Source organism: Nonomuraea sp. CA-141351 (assembly GCF_050944675.1).
Lineage (GTDB): Bacteria > Actinomycetota > Actinomycetes > Streptosporangiales > Streptosporangiaceae > Nonomuraea.
In genome coordinates this window covers 6,664,344-6,681,972 of record NZ_CP191982.1, presented here as the reverse complement: position 1 = coordinate 6,681,972, position 17,629 = coordinate 6,664,344, and the positions used below count along the sequence as shown (strand labels likewise).

Here is a 17,629-nt window from a genome sequence, read left to right as displayed (position 1 = left end):
GCGACACCGACCGCTGACCAGGTCAGGAGAACTGAGAACCCATGCCTTCATTCGGATTGGACCTGGTCGTGCGCGTGGCCCGCCACGTCCGGGCCGATGGTCGGCTCGTCCTGCAGCAGCACCGGCTCCGGCCCTCATCACAGCGACAACGCGGCCATGAAGGCCATGCTGGCCGCCATTCCGGCCGAGCACAGCTCCTGGCCGATCCCCCTTCGGTTCACGCCCCGCTCGGGCAGAACGCGGATGAGCCGGGCGCAGGTCCAGGCCAGCCCGATGAGCACGGCCATCGTGGCCAGCGAACCGGCTCCGTGCGTGTGTCCGGACGGAGCGCCGTCGAGAGGGGGTCCGTTGAATGCCGTCAGCACCAAGAGGATGGCCATGACCACAAAGTCCTGGATGTGATGACCGCTCTCCGCACGGCGGGAGGGGGTGCCGCACAGCCAGCCGGCGGTCAGCAGCGCGAACACCGAGACGGACAGGAACACGCCGCCCAGATGCCCGGCCGCCATGCCGAGCGCCATGACGACGTGCGGCCACCTCTTGATGGGACGTGCGGTGGGCAGCAGCGCCGGCGCGAGGGCCAGGACGCAGCCGGCCGATACCCCCACCGCGTGGAGGAGAGGCATGATGCACTCCTTGCCGTTGTCGATCATTGCACCACCAGACAGAACGAGCTCGACGCGGAACGAAGCAGGTCACGGGGCGAGCGGTCCGACGCGTTGAGGCTGACCCGCATTACCCGCAACGTCCACCTCGGCGTCACCTGACTCGAACAGGGCTCGACCGACCGGGCTTCGGTGAGGTCCGGGCGCTGCCGCTGCGCAAGCGACTGAAGCCGCTGGCTCGAACAGCTTCGCCGGACTGCACCGCTCAACCCGTCAAGCTTGCCGAGCCCTCGGCGGATGGGGCCACACGGCCGGCCAGGCGAATTCCCGCCGGCCGTGGGTCCGTACGACGGTGCCGTCAGGGCGTGGCCGGTGGTGCGGTGTGCAGGGGGCAGGTGCACGCGGTCCATCCGTCCGCCAGGGGGCCGAGGTCGTCGTCGCGCCCGGCCTGCAGGCGCGGCCATTGGGCGGCCGGCCGGCCGTCGAGCTGGAACTGGCCGCCCTTGGAGCCCCAGCGCTGCGGCCAGCCGTCCGGCGAGTCCTCCCAGTCTTCTTGCCGTCCGTAGACGGTGCGATCCAGCAGTCCGTACGACGGCGCCATCGCTTCGTTGCCGCGGCCGGTGGTCCAGTAGGTCTCATACACCTGGTCACCGTCTCGCAGATAGCAGGCCAGGATGCCGAAGTGCCGGCCGGCGATCAGCCGGTCCACGGAGTCCTGCGGCACCGAGTACCAGGGCACGGGGTAGCCCATGAAGTCGCGGTAGCGCGAGGCCTCCTCGTACGGTCCCTCGGCCAAGACGGCGTAGCTGACGTCGCGGGAGTGCAGGTAAGCCAGCTCGGTGACGTGGGAGGTGCTGAAGGTGCAGCCCTCGCACTGCTGCGCGGCGGGCCGTCCGGGGTGCCACATGTGGAAGTAGGCGACCAACTGCGACCGGCCGGCGAAAAGGTCGATCAGCGGCACCGGCCCGTCCGCCCCGATCAGCGGAGTCTGTGGATCGATCTGGACCATCGGCAGGCGGCGGCGGGCGGCGGCGATCGCGTCGCCCTCGCGAGTGTGGGCCTTTTCCCGGGCCCGAAGCCGGTCCAGTTCGGCCTGGAACGCGGCCCGGTCGGCGACCGGGGGCTTGGCCGCGTCGCCGATAGGCGAAACGGGAGGTTCGGTGGGCTGGCTGGTCATGGCGAGGTCCTTTCTCGTAGACGGCCGTGTAGAAACGGCCGGATCCGCACGCTCCGGGAAGTGGTGCTGGGCGATCTGTCGGCGGGCCGGCCGAGCGGTCTGCCGCTCCAGGCGCCCGCTTGCACCGCGACCGCGTGCTGGTGACGAACTGGCCGCAATGCCTGGCCCCAGCCAGCATGGCGGTGAGCGTGTCATGGGCGTCAGCTTCATGATCGCGGTTCCTTTACCTCGGCGCCGCCCCCTTGCGGACGGCCTCACCCCTGCTACGAACACCACCGCCCCGATCCGACACCGACTCCTGGATTTGTTTGAAGAACTTTCCGGGACGCCGGTCGTCAGCGATCCGACAGCACGACAGTTTCGCGGCGACTGCGCTCCACTTCCTCGAGCGCGCCGGTGCGGACAAGCTCGTGGACCAGATCGATCGCGGAGCTCCTCAGCGCCCGCGGGCAGGGCGACAACGAGACCGGCGCGTTCATCAACCAGACCTCCAGCGCGCCGACGCGTTCCTGCTCGGCCGGCGGACCTACGAGCTGTTCGCCGGCTCGTGGGGTCCTGGACGGTCCAGGATGTCCCGTCATGGGGGCATGGAACACACGGCCCAAGTACGTGGCATCGACCACACTCGGCCGGGCACCACCGTCCTGTCCGACGACCTTGCGACCGCCGTCGCGGACCTGAAGGGCAAGCCAGGGGATGAGCTGCCGGCACACCACACTGTCTTGACACCATAGGAGATGATCCTCGGATGCAGTACCTGATTTCCGTGATCCACGACCAGGCCGGCCTCGCCACCCCGGACGAGCACGCTGCGATCGACGTGTTCAATGACGGGCTCCAGGCCGAGGGCCACTGGGTCTTCGCCGGCGGCCTCGCCTCGCCCGGCACGGCCACCGTCATCGACAACCGGGGTGGGGAGGCGATGGTCACCGACGGGCCCTTTCTGGAGTCCAAGGAGTACCTCGCCGGCTTCTGGATCATCGAGGCAGCCGACCTCGACGTGGCGCTGAAGCTGGCAGCCGAGGGGTCGAAGGCCTGCAACCGGAAGGTCGAGGTGCGGCCGTTCCTGTGAACAGCATCGACGTCCGTGAGGCGATCACCCAGGCCCACCATGAGGAGTGGGCCCGGGTGGTCGCCTCCCTGACCAGGCGCTTCGGTGACCTCGACATCGCCGAGGAGGCGGCCGCCGAGGCGTTCGCGACCGCCGTCCAGCGGTGGCCGGCCGACGGCGTGCCCCCCAACCCGGGCGCCTGGCTGACCACCACCGCCAACCGCCAGGCCATCGACCGGATCCGGCGCGAGAACAAGCGCGACGACAAGCACAGAAAGGCTCAGATGTCCTACGACGACCCGCCCGAGCCTCTCGGCGCCATCGACGACGACCGGCTCCGGCTGATCTTCACCTGCTGTCACCCGGCACTGGCGATGGAGACCCGCGTGGCGCTGACGCTGCGCATGGTCGCCGGCCTGACCATGCCCGAGATCGCCCGCGCCTTCCTGGTGGCCGAGAGCGCCATGGGGCAGCGGATCACCCGCGCCAAGGCTAAGATCAAGGCGGCTCGCATCCCCTATCGGATGCCGTCCGCCGAGGATCTCCCGGCACGCGTCTCCGGCGTCCTCGCCGTCCTGTTCCTCGTCTTCAACGAGGGCTACCTGGCCACCGGCCCTGACACCGCTCCCGTACGGCACGAGCTGACCGCCGAGGCGATCCGGCTCACTCGCCTGATCCGTCTCCTCCTGCCGGACGACGGTGAGGTGGCCGGGCTGCTGGCGCTGATGCTCCTCATCGAGGCCCGCCGCCCCGCCCGGGTCTCGGCCGGCGGCGAACTGGTCGCTCTCGACGAGCAGGACCGCGGCGCCTGGGACGCGAAACTGATCGCCGAAGGTCACCGGCTGGTGCGCGAGCGCCTGGCCGCTGCCGCCGCCGGGGTGGCTCCGGGTCGCTACCAGATCCTCGCCGCGATCAACGCCGTGCACACCTCCGCCCGCGACATGCGCGACACCGACTGGTCGCAGGTCCTCGCCCTCTACGACCAGCTCATCCGCCTCGACGCCTCGCCGATCATCGCCCTCAACCGGGCCATCGCGGTCGCCGAGCTCGACGGCCCGGAGGTGGCACTGGCGGCCGTCGACCGTCTTGAGCCCAGGTTGGCCGGCTATCACGCCTACCACGCCACCCGCGCCGACCTGCTGCGCCGGCTGGGCCGCAGTCAGGACTCGCGCGCGGCCTACGACAAAGCCATCGACCTGGCGGGCAACACCGCCGAGACCGCCTCCCTGATCCGCCGCCGCGACCAACTGCGGTAGCGCCCACGGACGCATCTCGCACAAGAGGTCCGGTGGTGTTCCGTAAGGCGATCCTCAACCGGAACACCCACCAGCCGAGACAGCGCCCCAGCGGTCGCCGCGACGGTGGTGGTCGGTCGGGTTTCCTGGTCCGGACGTGTCGGGGGCCCGGCGTCGGGACGCGGTATGGCCCGTGCCCCCGACCGGGACTGGCCGGGGGCACGGGAGACCCCGCTAGCGGGCGCGGTAGGACAGGATCAGGCCGAGACCCTCGAGAGCGGACTTGTCGCCTTCCAGGACCAGACGCCAGGTCCCGGCCGTGAGGCCGGGGGTCGGCAGGAGCTTGCCCTCGTTGAGCGTCAGGCGTCGTTCTCCGTTGAGGAGGAAGCGGGCCGAGCCCTCGCCGGCCGGCGAGTACAGGGCGTACACGCCGGTGATGGCGCGGCCGGTCATGCCGGGGAACATGTCCGGGGTGAACGGGAGGGTCAGCGTGTCGTCGGAGCCCTCGACGAACGCGGACCATTCGTCGGGGAACTCCGCCGGGATGTCGCAGTAGCGAGCCGTGGCATAGGGCTTGAGCATGCCCTTGACCGCGCCGGCGAAGAGCTCACCGCCCTGTTCGGCGGAGTACTTCACGGTGATGGTGACGTCCAGGAGCTGCGGGGCGCTGCCGGAGGGCAGCTCCAGGCGCCACCGGGAGACCGCGCCGGTGCCCTCGAAGGGAAGGTAACGGTCGTCGTCGTAGCGGAGCTCGAAGAGCCCGTTGTTGTCCTTGTACTCCTCCAGGTCCGACAGCGCGATCTGCTGGCCGCCGCGCCAGTCGGCGCGCAGCGTCGCCGGCATCGGGCCCTTCGGATCGAGGAGGTACTTGACGGCCTTGGGATCGGCCGCGAGCACCGTCCTGCTGTCCAGCTGGGTCAGCACGGCGTTGAGAGCGAGCGGGCCCTCCGGGCCGGTGAAGGTGACCGACACCGTCTTGACGCGCCGGCGGTAGTGGCCGGGGAAGTCGCGGTCGAAGAGGGCCTCGGTCAGGGCGAACTCGCAGCGGCCGGTGGTGCGGAGGCCGAGCGCGGCCACCGGGTCCAGCGCCAGCAGCGACACCTTCTTGATGATCTCCAGGCCGCGGCGGTCGCTCTCGACCCACGCCTTGCCCAGCCGCTCCAGGTCCAGCCCCAGGCTCTCCGCGGCGAGCAGGCCGTTGCGCCGGCTCTCCCAGTAGAGCGGCTGGATGTAGTCGGCCTCCCCCTCGGGGACGCCCCGCTCGTACTGGAAGGACCGTTGCGCGGCGCGCGCCATGTCGTACGCCATCGAGTAGGTCTGGAAGTACAGCCCGGCCAGCCGCCCCGACATCCACTGGTACAGCTGGAGGTTGGTGAACTTGCCGGTCATGAAGGCGCCGACGGCCTCCTGGTTGGCGATCTGCTGATCCAGGATCTGCAGCTCGCGCTGGGCGGCCTTGAGCCGGAGCTCGGCGGCCTTCACCTGGTGGCCGAGCTGCTCCAGGTCGTTGCGGGCGACGGCGAGCTGGAAGGTCCAATCAGTCACCATCCGCTCCTGCTCGGCGCGGATGCCGAGCAGCTCGCCGATGACGTTCAGCGCCTCGGCCGCCGACGACGAGGCCTCGCCGCCGTGCTCCAGGGCTTCGGTCACCTGTTCCCGGCCCAGCTTGGTGCCCATGATGAACAGGCCCAGCAGGACGTCCGGCAGGCCCGAGGCGATGGCCGCGCCGGCCTGGAAACCGGTCGCGACGACGTGGGCGACCACCGCCGCGGACATCATGCCGAGCTGCGCCTGCTCCAGCGGCGTCAGCCCGGCGGCGATCAGCCCCTCGTAGTGCTCGACCCGGTTCTGCGCGCCCTGCTCGCTGACCCGCACCTCGCTCAGGCCCTGGGCGGCGATCTCCACCTCCGCCTCGCGCACGGCGCGGGTGAGGGCCAGGATCGTGCCCTCGTGCCGGTTGTTGAGCAGCGCCAGCTCCTCGGAGTCGCGGCGCTCCAGCACGCTGAGCAGGTCGCCGCCGAACTGCCGCAGCTTGTCCACCAGCTCCTGCGCCTTGCGGAAGACGGAGGAGAAGCGGTAGTGCGGCACCGGCAGGGTCGCGGCGGCGGCGAGCCGGTCGAGCGACGCTCCCGCCGCCGCGCCGCGCACCAGCGCCATCACGTCGGCCGGCGGCTCGAACAGCGGCAACGGCCGGCTGACGCCCATGATGTCGAGCGAGGCCCGGATCTTGCGCAGCCGGTCCTCGACGCGGTCCCAGTACTCCAGGAACACGCCGTTGGCGGGGACGTGGAAGTACGGTCCCGCGACGCTGGCGTGCACCTCGCCCGCCTTCTCCAGCATCGCGCCGCCCGCGGTGAGCTCGGTGAGCCCGTCGTCCTCGGGCGCCCGGCGCAGCTCCTCGTAGGTGAGCGCGGGCGTGAGGGCTCGGGGGCCGAGGTCCTCGGGCGGCCGCTCGCCGAGCAGGTCGTAGGCGAAGATGTAGAGCATCCTGGCCTCGTCGACGCTCTCGGCGGTGTACTGCCTGAAGAGCAGGTCACCCCAGTCGAGCAGGTTGTCGACGTACGCCATCACGACCGCGCGCCGGTAGGCCGGCGGACGCAGCTCGGCGATCGCGTGCGGGTCGAAGGGATCCTCCAGGTACGCCTTCAGCAGCGCGGCCCGGTCGCCCATGAGGTCGTACTGCTGGCGCAGCCGCCCGACCAGGGCGACGCGTTCCAGCAGGCCCTTCAGCGCCGGCCCGGCCCCTGGCGGCGCCTCCAGCGCGTCGAGCGCCTCCTCGATCGGCGGCAGTCCGGCGGTCGTCGGCCCGCCGGACGGCAGCTCCGCGAGGTAGTCCTTCTCGGTCTGGCTCAGCTCGCGCTGGTGCTGGAAGGCGGGGGCCATCGGCTCCACCTTGACCAGGATCGCCTCCAGGTCGGCGCCCGGTTTGCCCACGTCGGCCCCTCGGGCGGCGAGCTCGGCCAGGTCGTCGCGGCAGCTCTGGACCAGCGCCTCGACGTCCGCCGCCAGGAACGGCAGGAAGCGCCAGTATCGCGGTGTGGTGGGGTCGAAGACGTACTCGTACCAGGTGCGGGCGTCGTCGAAGCGCTGGGCGGCGTTGAGCGCCTGGGCGATGAGCGTGGGGGCGTGGAAGAAGACCTCCCAGTAGTAGATGCCGTTGCCGCTGTTGAAGTCCAGGTGCGTGGCGGCCGGCACGCCCTGCTCCGCGGTCGACTCGGTGACCATGATCGTGGTGGCGTCGGAGACCCGCGTGCTGAAGGCCGGCAGCTCGTCGAGCTCCTGGATCTCCGGCGCGAGCAGCGCGGGCACGCCGCCCTCCAGCAGCGCCTTGTTCAGCCTGTACGCCGTGCTGGAGGTGAGCCTGATGACCTCGTGCGGCAGCGCGGCGATCTCGTACGGCCGCTGGACCTTCACCGCCGAGGGGTAAGTGACGTACGTGGAGCCGAGGAACAGGTAGAGGTCGCCGGCGTCGAGCACGCCGTCCAGCCCCGTCTCCCAGCCGGCGGGCAGGCCGCCCCAGTTGCCGCTGACCGGGGAGAACTCCGCCATGGACGCCAGCTCCTCGCCGGGCCGCAGCACCGTGTAGTCCTGCCCGCTGAAGACGTAGCGCAGGCCCGCGCGCTGGAAGACGGCCCGGACGCGGCGGCTCATGGGCTTGGGATAGCCGGGGTCGGCCAGAGCGGCCGGGACGCCGTCCTTGAGCGTGTAGCGGACGTACTCGAGGTTCCTGGCGAGGAACAACGTGGCGTCCTGGCCGCCGGTGCCGGCGACGACGTAGGCCGCGTCGACGCCCTCGTCGGTGACGGCCGTCCTGGCCACGCCCAGGGGCTTGATGGGGGACGGCTCGCTCTGGACGTATTCCCTGGAACCGTTGCCGGACTGTCCCCGGCCCTTGCCGGGTTGCTCGCGGGTGATGGACAGGTAGGTGTGGGTGTCGTTGTTGAAGAAGTAGACGCTCTCGCCGTGGCGGAAGGGGGCGCTGACGGGGCCGGACTGCGGCAGGCCGTCCTTGTTGCCCCGCAGCGGGATCGGGCGCTCGTTCGGGCCGTCCCCGCGCCGGTAGGAGTCGCCGTTCACGACGAAGAACTCGTCGCCGCGGAACAGGAGCGCATCCACCGGCGTGTCGCCGAGCGCCCACGGCGGCTGGAAGGTCTCCAGGGGGCTGCCGGGACGGGTCCGGCGCAGCCACCCGTGCTGCCTGGCCGAGTAGTAGTACTCCACGCCGTTCGCGTCGACGGCGGCGGCGTCCACCTTGTCCCACTGCGGGAAACCCTCTTTGTTGCCGGCGATCAGCTTCGGATAGCCGACGTCGATCCTGCCGAAGGGGTCACCGGAGTAGCGGTAGTAGTACGCGCCGGAGAACAGGTAGCGGAACCCGTCCTTGACGATGGCCGCGTCGGCCTCGGCCGCGTCGTCGTACAGGGGGGTGGCGACGTGTCCCCAGCGTTCGGCCGTCAGCGGCTTGCCGAGGCGGGTGGCAGTGGTCCGGGTCGCGGAGACCTCCACGTAGTAGGGACCGGAGCCGCTCTCGCCGGTGTTGTTGAAGAAGTACCGGACGCCGCCGGGCAGCTCGACCGCGGCGTGGATCGGGGACCACACCGGTAGCTTGTCGGGATTGCCGCTCAGCTGCCGCGGCTCCTCGCCGCTGCCCTCCGGGGCGATCGGCCGGCACAGGAAGCTGCCGCCCTTGTGGTCGACGCTTATCCACGGGTCGCTCTCGGCCCCGGCCGGCAGGGTCAGCTGGACGACCTTGGACGCCTCGATGGGCTCGCCGAAGATCTGCTCCAGCCGGGACGGCCGCACCGGCTCCGGCACGCCCTCGGCGCGGAGCGCGTATAGCTCGGGGGTCAGCGCGAACGCCGACTGCACCCTTTCCGGGCCCTCCGGCTTGGCGACCGTGTACGTGCAGGTGATCAGGATGATGTCGTGCGTGCCGCCGTCCGGCACCGGCACGGTGGCGGAGGCCTGGACGTACAGGCTGACGCCGTCGACGGGCGCGTCCAGCACGTCCTCCAGGGGCAGGACCTGCGCGGGCACCCATTCGCCGTTGAGGTTGCGGAAGGAGTAGTTGACGCGCACGCGATACTTGGGCGGCGGCGGAGTGAGCGTACGGTTGTCGCCGCTCTGCTGCTCGGTGAGCGTGGTCCGGGCGCCGGGCTCGGGCGCGACCGCCTCGGCCGTGGGCCAGAAGACGAAGATGCGGCCGAAGGCGTGCACCGGGTAGACGATCTCGGCCTCGACCTGCGCGTCGACCTTCAGCCACGGCTGCCAGGTGGCCGACAGGCGCCCGTCGTCCCTGAACTCCGCCTCGCGGCAGTAGTAGCGCCTCGGCTCGGTCCTGGTCCTGCCGAACAGCACCAGCCGCCGGACGCCCGCCTCCGCGCCGTCCTCGCGGTAGACGTAGCCGCCGGCGATCGCGAGCCTGGAGACCTCGGTGTACTCGTCGAGGTAGCGCTTGTAGGCCTGCTCCACCTTCTCCTGGGTGATCTCGCCCTGCAGCAGGTCGTCCTCCAGGGCGCGGAAGGCCGGCGTCTTGGAGCCGCGCAGCTCGGGGCGCAGGTAGTTCTCCGGGTAGAGGAAGACTTTCCTGTTGGCCTCCCACAGGCGGTAGTTCTTCAGCCAGGCCCACCAGGTCCTGATCCGCCGCCTGGTCTCCTCCGGGTCCCGCCCGTGCGGGACCGTCACCCGCTCCAGGTCGAGCAGGTAGCGGTGCACGTAGAGCTGGGCCGCCGCGATGGCCTCGCGCACCCGTGAGGTGCGGCCCTGGCCTCCCATCTCGACGTCGGCCAGCAGCTTGTCGTACAGCTCTCCCGGGGTGCCCGGGGCGATCGAGACGAGGGCGTCGCGCTTGAGCACGTTGATCTCGTCGTGGACGGCGGCCGACAGCGCCTCCCACTCGCCGGTGTGCAGGCGCTCCATGATCCCGTAGAGGGCGGTGTTCGCGGCCGCCAGGGCGGGCGGGTCGCCGAAGGCCTGCCGCCACACGTCGGTGTAGAGCGTGGACGGGGCCTCCCCGATCCGGCCCGTGAGCGTGAACAGCTCGACCAGGCGGAGCAGGAACTCGACCTCGAAGCGGTCCTCCTCCCGCCGCACTGGCGCGGCGCTCACCGCCGCGGCCGCGATGGCCTCGGGTTCGGCGGTCAGGAGCGCGGCGTTGCGCTTGGCCCACCTGATCTCGTCGACGTCCCAGCCGAACAGGTCCGCCAGGTAGGCGTACGGGTCCTGCACCACGGCCGGCGGGTCCAGCAGGAAGGCGGGCAGGCCGTCCGGGTGCCGCCGGGCGAGGTCGACGAACCTGGAGATCGTGTGCACGTCGCTCAGCCGGTAGTCGGCCGTGCCGCCCCAGCGGTGGCGGAACCGCTGCGGGTAGGTGCGGTCCACCTCGTGATAGCCGCGGGAGTAGCGTACGTATTCGTCGCCCTTGCACAGGTACGTGCGGCCCTCGAAGACGAAGGCGCCGTCGACGCCCGACTCGAAACGGGCCGGCAGGTCGCCCCAGTCGTCACGGACGGTACGGGGGTGGCCTTCCTCCACGAACTCCAGCGCGCCCGGACGGTATCGGACGTACTGCCCCCCCTTGAAGGCGTACAGCTCGCCGGTTGGCGCGGCGAAGGCGGCGTCGATCAGCCTGTGCCCGGCGTCGGCGAAGGCGTTGCGCACCTTGCCGAACAGGGCGTTGACAGGCTGCGCGGCCGGTTCGCCGACCCGCTGGCAGAGGTCGCCCTTGATCAGGTGGACGGTGCCGGCGGGGCCCGGGGTGCGGAAGGCCGCGTCGAGGCCGTCGGCGAAGTCCGCGGGCGGGTCCTGCATGCGCAGATCGAGGGCAAGGCCGGGGAGGATGGCGCGGGGGTAGCCGTCGTCGGCGTAGTCGTACTCGGTGCCGGTGTAGCGGACGTACTGGTCGCCGGAGAACAGGTAGGTGTGCGCGCCGGTGACGATCGTCGCGTCCACCTTCTCCCTGTCCACGAGGTTGTTCCTGACGCGGCCGAAGACGGCGAGGTCGCGGGTGGCGGTCGCGGCGCGGGAGACGACGTGGCAGGAGCCGCCCGCGAAGAGGTAGGCGGTGCGGCCGTTGGCGATGGCGGCGTCGATCGTGCGGCCCGTCACCGCGTCGTCGAACGACTCCGGCAGGTTGGCGAAGGCCGCCTCGCGACGCAGGTTGCCGACGATCTTCTTCGGGTAACCGAAATCGATGTAACGGTATTCGGAACCGGTGTAGCGGACATACCGGTCGCCGGAGAACAGGAACGTCGTGTCGTCGCCGAAGACGCAGGCGGCGTCGATCCTGGCGGTCGCGTCGTCGGGCACGAAGGGGTTGGGCGACCTGCCCCACCGGTCGCGGATGACCGCGAGCGGGGCGAAGTCGTGCCCGTCATGGCGGGAGTACTGCTCGGACAGGAAGAAGTACGTCGAGCCGTCCGGCGCGGTGAACGCCGTGGCCAGAGCGTCACCGTCCTCCCTGCTGGATTCGAGGACGCGCTCGAAGCCGGGCCAGAGCCGCTCGATCGGGCGCGGGTAGGACCAGGCGCCGGCTCCCTCGTCGTACTGCAGGCAGTGCTCGCCGTGCAGCAGGAGCATGGTGTCGCCCGCGAACAGCACCGCGTCGGGCACGGGGTGTCCGGGTATGCGGTACTGCTCGGGCACCTGCCAGAAGCTCTCGTCGGCGAGCTGCGGCTCGCCGTCGGGCTCGGTGTAGTCCGTACCGGAGTAGACGAGGTAGCGCATGCGGCCTTCCTCGTCGGGCGACTCGAAGACGTACGTCTTCGTGCCGCGGACGTACGCGAGCGCGACGTCGTCCAGGCCGCCCCAGTGCTCGGAGATGAGCCGGGGCTCGCCGTCGATGGTGAGGCCGGGGTTGGGGGCGGCGGTATTGGCGGGTCCGGGGTCGGCGTAGACGACGAACTGGTCGCCGCTGAACAGGTACGTGCTGCCGTCCCTGCCGACAAACGCCGCGTCCACCTTGTTGTCCTGATAAATCGTGTTACGCGGCTTGCCCCACTCCTCGGCGAGGAGGTACGGCCTGTTCAGCCGCGTGTTGACGCAGTCCGGCCCCTTGAACAGGTACGTGGTGCCGTCGGCGCCGCGCAGCACGGCGTCGAGCCCGCGCCGGAACCCCTCCGGCGCGGCGCGCAGCGACCGGGGTGTACCGGTCTCCTGCGCGAGCCCGTGGCCATCGACGGACTCGATGCCCGCGCGATGGCGCCAGCCGCCGACGTCCTCCGCCAGCAGCTTGCCGTCCTCCAGGAACGCGCAGCTCAGCCCGCTCAATGAGGCGTCGTCGTAGCGGCGGTAGAGGCCGTCGGACACGATGTGGCAGCGGCCGGCGCGGAAGAGGTGGACGTTGCGGCGGTCGGCGAACGCGGCGTCCACACCGTCGAGCGTGACGTCCAGGGCCGCCATCCCGGGCTCCCGCGACAGCGCGGACAGAGCGGCCGGATAGCCGTCCTGCACGTACTCGAGCTCCGTGCCCAGGTAACGCACGTACTGGTCGCCGGAGAACAGGTAGGTGTAGTGGTTGTCCACCTTCCTGCCGTCGACCTCCTCCGTCACGGTCCTGGCCAGCGCGGCGTCCACCAGGCCCGTCCGGGCGATCCTGTTGACCACGTTGCCCCAGTACGCCGGGACGGAGGCCGGGTAGCGGTCGTCGGCCCTGGTGTAGTCGCCACCGGAGAAGCGGATGTACCGGTCGCCGGAGAAGACGTAGGTCCGTCCGTCCTTGCCGACGAAGGCGGCGTCCACCCTGGTGAAGGGCAGTAGGCTGTCCCAGTGGCCGGCGATCGTGCGCGGCTCCGACCACCAGCGGTGCCGGGCGTCGGACACCACGAAGCTGTCGCCGGCGAAGAGGTACGTGCGGCCGGTGCCGTCGGTGAAGACCGCGTCGACGACCGCGAAGCGGGGGTCGGCGGCCAGCGATGCGGGCAGGTTCCACCAGTTGTCGGAGACCGGCTTGGGGTAGCCGGGGTCCGGCGTGGCGTAGTCCCTGGTGGAGTAGCGGACGTGGAAGTCGCCGCCGTCGGCGTGCACCTGGATGTGCAGCGGGTTCCTGTGGAGCGTCAGCGCGATGCCCTGCTCGGTGCCGACGTGCCACTTCCTGTACTCGTCCGTGCCCTCGGCGGTGACCGTGGCGTTCTCGGCCAGGGTCAGGCCATGCTCCAGGAAGTGGCGGCGCAGCGCGGGCGACAGGCGGCCCTCGTTCAGCTCCGGCTCCTGGGCGAGCGGCACGTCGAACAGGTGGCCGCCCTGGCCGAACAGGTACGTCCTGCCGTCCATCACGAAGGCGGCGCCGACCTCGCGCAGCCCTCCCCAGTCGCCGGCGATCCTGCGCGGGTAGCCGAGGTCGACCACGGCGTAGTCGGCGCCGGAGTAGCGGATGTACCTCTCGCCGCTGAACAGGTATGTCTTGCCGTCCATGCCCACGAGCGCGGCGTCCACGGCGCCGCCGGCCAGCACGTCGGCGACCTTGCCCCAGCGCTCGGCCGTCGGCTGCGGCACGCCGACGCCGGAGGCGGCGAAGGAGACCGTCCTGCCGTCCTTGAAAAGGTGCACCATCCCCGAGACGGGCTCGGTGAAGGCCGCCTCGACGCCGGTGTGGAACTCACCCGGCAGACGGGCGAACTCGGTCTCGATGCGCCGCGGATAGCCGTCGTCCACCCGCACGCCGTCGTTCTCCACGCTGTCGGTGTAACGGACCACCTGGTTGCCGCGGAACAGGTACGCCCTGCCGTCGGGGCCGGTGAACGCGCCGTCGAGGCTCTGCGCGCCGTCGAAGGCGTTGCGGATGCGGCCCCACCGGGCTGAGATCGGCTGCTCCTGCCCGCCGATCTCGAAGTAGCGGCCGCCCGCGAACAGGTGGACATGCCCGTCCACGTCCTGGAAGGCCGCGTCGAGCGCCCCGGTGAACGCCTCGGGCAGCGGCGTGTCGTGGCCCTCGGCCTGCCACCATTCGGCGACGCTACGCGGGTAGCCCTCGTCGACTGTCGTGAAATCCGGGTCCGAGTATCGGATGTACTGGTCGGCGCAGAACAGGTAGGTCCTGCCGTTCTCGTCCACGTACGCGCTGTCGATCCGGCGCGGGGCCTCGAAGTTGTTCCTGACCCTGCCCCACAGCTGGTCACGGGGCGCCCAGCGGATGCTGCCCGGCTCCTTGACGAACAGCCGCGAGACCTCCCGATCGGGGAGCTCGTCACCCTCGCTCCGCTCGACGGCGCGGCCGACGATCCACTCGGCGCCGTCGGGGAAGGCGAAGGCGGCGTCGACCCGGGTCAGCCCGGTGAACCGGGGCGACAGCTCGGTCAGCGCCTTGGACCTGGGGTCGAGCAGGGCGTACGTGTCGGCGGAGTAGGCCCAGTAGACGTCGCCGGCGAACACGTAGATGCGGCCGTCGGAGCTGCGCAGCACCGCGTCGACGACGTCGATGCCCGGTGGCAGGGCCAGGGGTTCGGGGTATTTGCCGGTCAGGTCCTGGTCGTGGAAGGCGACGGCGACTTCGGTCTCGTCCATGCCGAGCTTGCCGGCCAGCAGCGCGAAGCGGCGGATGCGCTCGTAGGCGGCCTGGAAGTGCGGATCAGACAGTCGCCGGGGGACGGCGATGACCGGCGGGAGGAGGATCTCCATCGCCTCGGGCAGCCCGCCGGCGACGCCCGCGCAGATCGCCGCGGCGCTCTCCGCGGGCACGCCGAACGCGTCGGCCAGCGCGGAGGTGAGCGCCTCCCGCTGCTGCCCGGCCCGGTTCTCCAGCGTGGCGGTCACCTCCTCGACCGCCTCGGCGAGCGCCACGGCGACCGCGTGCAGCAGGAAGAACACGTCCCGTTCGAAGTCCTCCAGCCCCTGCAGGGCGAAGCTGACGACGTTCGCGGGGTTGGCGAAGAAGGGGACGGCCTCGCGCGGCACTGACAGGCCGTCGGTGAGGTATCCCCGCGCGATCAGCTTCTCGACGACCAGGCGCTGCTGCTCGTCGTCGAAGCCGAGCTCGCCCAGCGCCTCCAGGTGGATCCGGTACGGCCGCTCGTCCTGCGCGCACTCGGCGACCCGCAGGGCCACGATGCCGGTCTCGGCCGCGGTGAACCCGTCGCCGAGCGTCTCCACCTCGGCGACCGGCCAGCCGTCGCTCAGATGGACGCCCTCCATCGCGGCCATCGCCCGCTGCGCCATCGCCAGGTCCGCGGTCCCGGCGAAGTCCTCGGGGGTGAAGGTGTAGAGCTCGGTCTCCAGCTCGCCGATCTGCCGCTTCGCGGCGTCGAGCACGGCCTGCCGGTGCGGGTGGAATTCGGGCGGCAGCGCGAAGTCGGCGGGCTGGAGCGCGGCCAGCGCCTGCTTGTTCAGATAGCGGCCGTTCTCGTCGATGTAGCCGTTGAAGCGCAGCCCGTCCATCAGCCTGGCCAGCCGCGCCTCGCTGAGCCGCAGCCCCGTCAGAAGCGTGGGGTCGAGGACGAGCGGCTCGGCGCGGAAGGCGTCGATGCGCCGGCGCAGCAGGGTGAGCACCTCGGGGGCGACGTCGGATAGGCCGGCGTTGACGCGGAACGCCTCGAGGTTCGCCTCGTCGGCGAAGAACGCCGGATCCTGGACGGCGCCCTCCTCGTCGACGTACCCGTGGTAGATCAGGTTGTCGTACAGCTCGTCGAGCTGCCCCTGGGACAGGTTGCCGACCGTGGCCAGATCGGAGGGGTAGAAGGACGAGGTGCCGTTGCCGACGCTGTTGATCAGCTTGAACAGCGCCTCCTTGAACGGCGCGAAGTCCCGCTCCAGGTTCAGCGCGTAGTCGGTCTCGGGCATGCCCTCGGTGACGAGCGTGCCGTCGGCGCGCAGCCGTCCGCTGAACACGAGTTGCGCGTGGATCTTGCCGGCCAGACGCTCACCGAGCCCCAACCCGATGAGGTCGTCGTCGACGATCATGCCGAGGGAGGTGACCGCCTCGTACGCGGCCACGGCCACCGTGCCGGGGTCGAGGCGCAGCAGCCGGGCGTCGCGTTCCGACACCACTGCGTCGGTGTGGGTCGCCAGCACGTCGTGTACGGCCTGCGCGGCCCGCGGCCCGAAGCGCTCGCCCTCGAACATGGCCGGCTCCATGGCCACCGCCTGGAACCGCTGGTCGAGGCCCTCCAGCACCGCGAGCCGGTCATCCCCGCCGGACCCGCTGGACCCGCTCCCCAGGATCTCGGCCAGCTCCTGGGCGCCGAAGCCGCCGTCCTGCATCCACCGGGCGACCGCGAGCAGCGTCTGGGCCAGCCACAGGCCGGAGGCGGGGTCGCCGCCCTCCAGGATGCGGTAGCAGTCCTGCGTCTTCGGCTCGACCCCGCCCAGGAGGGAGAACGTGGAATACCGCCACAGCGACGGGTCGCTCTCCAGCACCCCCAGCAGGTCGAACAGCTCGCCGGCGGACATGCCGAGCGCCGAGGTCAGCCTGCCGGTCCGCCGCAGCAGCGCGATCTGCGACGACCCGATCGGAGCGCGGTCGAAGGGGCTCGGCTCCAGGGCGCTGTAGCGGTCTCGGTAGCGCCGCACGGTCTCCATGATGTCGCTCTCGGAGGTCCCGATTCCGATGGCCAGCTTGCGGCGGTACTCCTTGTTGTGCGGGCCGAGGATGTCGCCCGACATCGCGGGCAGCTCCTCGGGCACCGGCTCGACCTCCGCCACCAGCCCGCACACCGCGTCGACGGTGAGGTCGTAGCCCTGCCGCAGGTGCACGACGAGCGCGGTGGTCCGCAGCGCGGCCGCGTCGAGCGTACCCCCGCAGCACGTGGTCAGGACGCGATCGAGGTCGCTGAGGCCGAGCCCGGTCCACCTGGCCAGCCGGACGATCCGGCTGATCCGGTCGTACCAGCCGGAGGTGGCCCCCTGCAGTCGCGCCCCGTCCGGCGACATGGTGACCGGCCCGCTGCCCTGGTTGACGTACGAGTCCTTGGGCGGCCGTACGAGGTCTTCCGGCTCGCCGAGCAGCTCCCGTAGCTGCGGCGCCGACAGGCCCGTCACCTGCTTGAACCTCTCCACCTCCGCGAGCGAGTCCAGCCGATCCTGCGGTGCGAGCCCGTAGAACGCCTTGATCCGCGCCTCGTCCGCCGGCGACGTCAGATGCGTGACGGCCTCCGCGGACAACCCCAGGAACAGCCGGGCCACCGTGTCGGCGTCGGCCACCGGAGCGAAGATCCGGTAGAGCTCGTCCGGTCCGGTCCTGAGGTGCCGGAGGTAGGTCTTGAACCGCTCCTCGTCCAGCGAGAACGGCATCCCGAACGGGTGCTCCAGCCGCTGCCGCATCCGCTCGTACGGCTGGTCCCCGGCGAGCCTCTCCAGCAGCTCGATGACGATGTCCAGGTAAGGAGACTCGCCGAAGGTGTTCTCCCCATCCAGGAGGACCCTCTTCAGGTCGGCGCGCCGGTCGTCGCCGAGCAGTGACGGCTGCTCCAGAACGGCCTCGAGCAGCCCCAGGAGATCCGCGAGATAGGCCCCCGGCGAGTAGACCGTCCTGGCCTCGTCCTCCTGCCGATGATCGAGATTCGTGTCGTCGAACAGTTCCTCGTAGCTCGGGAGCGGCTCGTTGCCCGCCATGCGTCCCCCCTCAGAGAAG

At 70.8% G+C, this 17,629-nt stretch carries 6 protein-coding genes; 2 read left to right on the top strand and 4 right to left on the bottom strand.

Annotated features, from left to right (window positions below; genetic code table 11):
* Positions 1 to 137 precede the first annotated feature (137 nt).
* The 3 genes from ACQPWU_RS31685 to ACQPWU_RS31675 all read right to left on the bottom strand — a co-directional run bounded on the left by ACQPWU_RS31685 (position 138) and on the right by ACQPWU_RS31675 (position 2,363).
* Positions 138 to 626 carry a hypothetical protein gene (locus ACQPWU_RS31685; protein ID WP_433428075.1) on the bottom strand — a complete coding sequence of 163 codons (489 nt, stop codon included), beginning with the start codon at positions 624 to 626 and terminating at the stop codon, positions 138 to 140.
* A gap of 337 nt (positions 627 to 963) precedes the next feature.
* Positions 964 to 1,782 carry a DUF899 family protein gene (locus ACQPWU_RS31680; protein WP_433428073.1) on the bottom strand — a complete coding sequence of 273 codons (819 nt, stop codon included), beginning with the start codon at positions 1,780 to 1,782 and terminating at the stop codon, positions 964 to 966.
* 335 nt (positions 1,783 to 2,117) lie between these two features.
* On the bottom strand, positions 2,118 to 2,363 hold the full coding sequence (locus ACQPWU_RS31675) for a hypothetical protein (protein ID WP_433428071.1): 246 nt from the start codon (positions 2,361 to 2,363) through the stop codon (positions 2,118 to 2,120).
* 167 nt (positions 2,364 to 2,530) lie between these two features.
* On the opposite strand from ACQPWU_RS31675, the gene ACQPWU_RS31670 reads away from it, so the two are divergent.
* Both ACQPWU_RS31670 and ACQPWU_RS31665 read left to right on the top strand, forming a co-directional pair.
* Positions 2,531 to 2,854 (top strand): YciI family protein, encoded by a 324-nt coding sequence (locus tag ACQPWU_RS31670; protein WP_433428070.1) that lies wholly within the window; start codon positions 2,531 to 2,533, stop codon positions 2,852 to 2,854.
* Entirely contained in the window at positions 2,851 to 4,089 is a 1,239-nt protein-coding gene (locus ACQPWU_RS31665; RefSeq protein WP_433428068.1) for an RNA polymerase sigma factor, read from the top strand. The genes ACQPWU_RS31670 and ACQPWU_RS31665 overlap by 4 nt, the downstream gene beginning before the upstream one ends.
* Positions 4,090 to 4,302: 213 nt before the next feature.
* Here the strand turns inward: ACQPWU_RS31665 and ACQPWU_RS31660 are convergent, their stop codons facing one another.
* Positions 4,303 to 17,610, bottom strand: a complete 13,308-nt coding sequence (locus tag ACQPWU_RS31660) for a hemopexin repeat-containing protein (protein ID WP_433428067.1) — start codon at positions 17,608 to 17,610, stop codon at positions 4,303 to 4,305.
* Positions 17,611 to 17,629 lie beyond the last annotated feature (19 nt).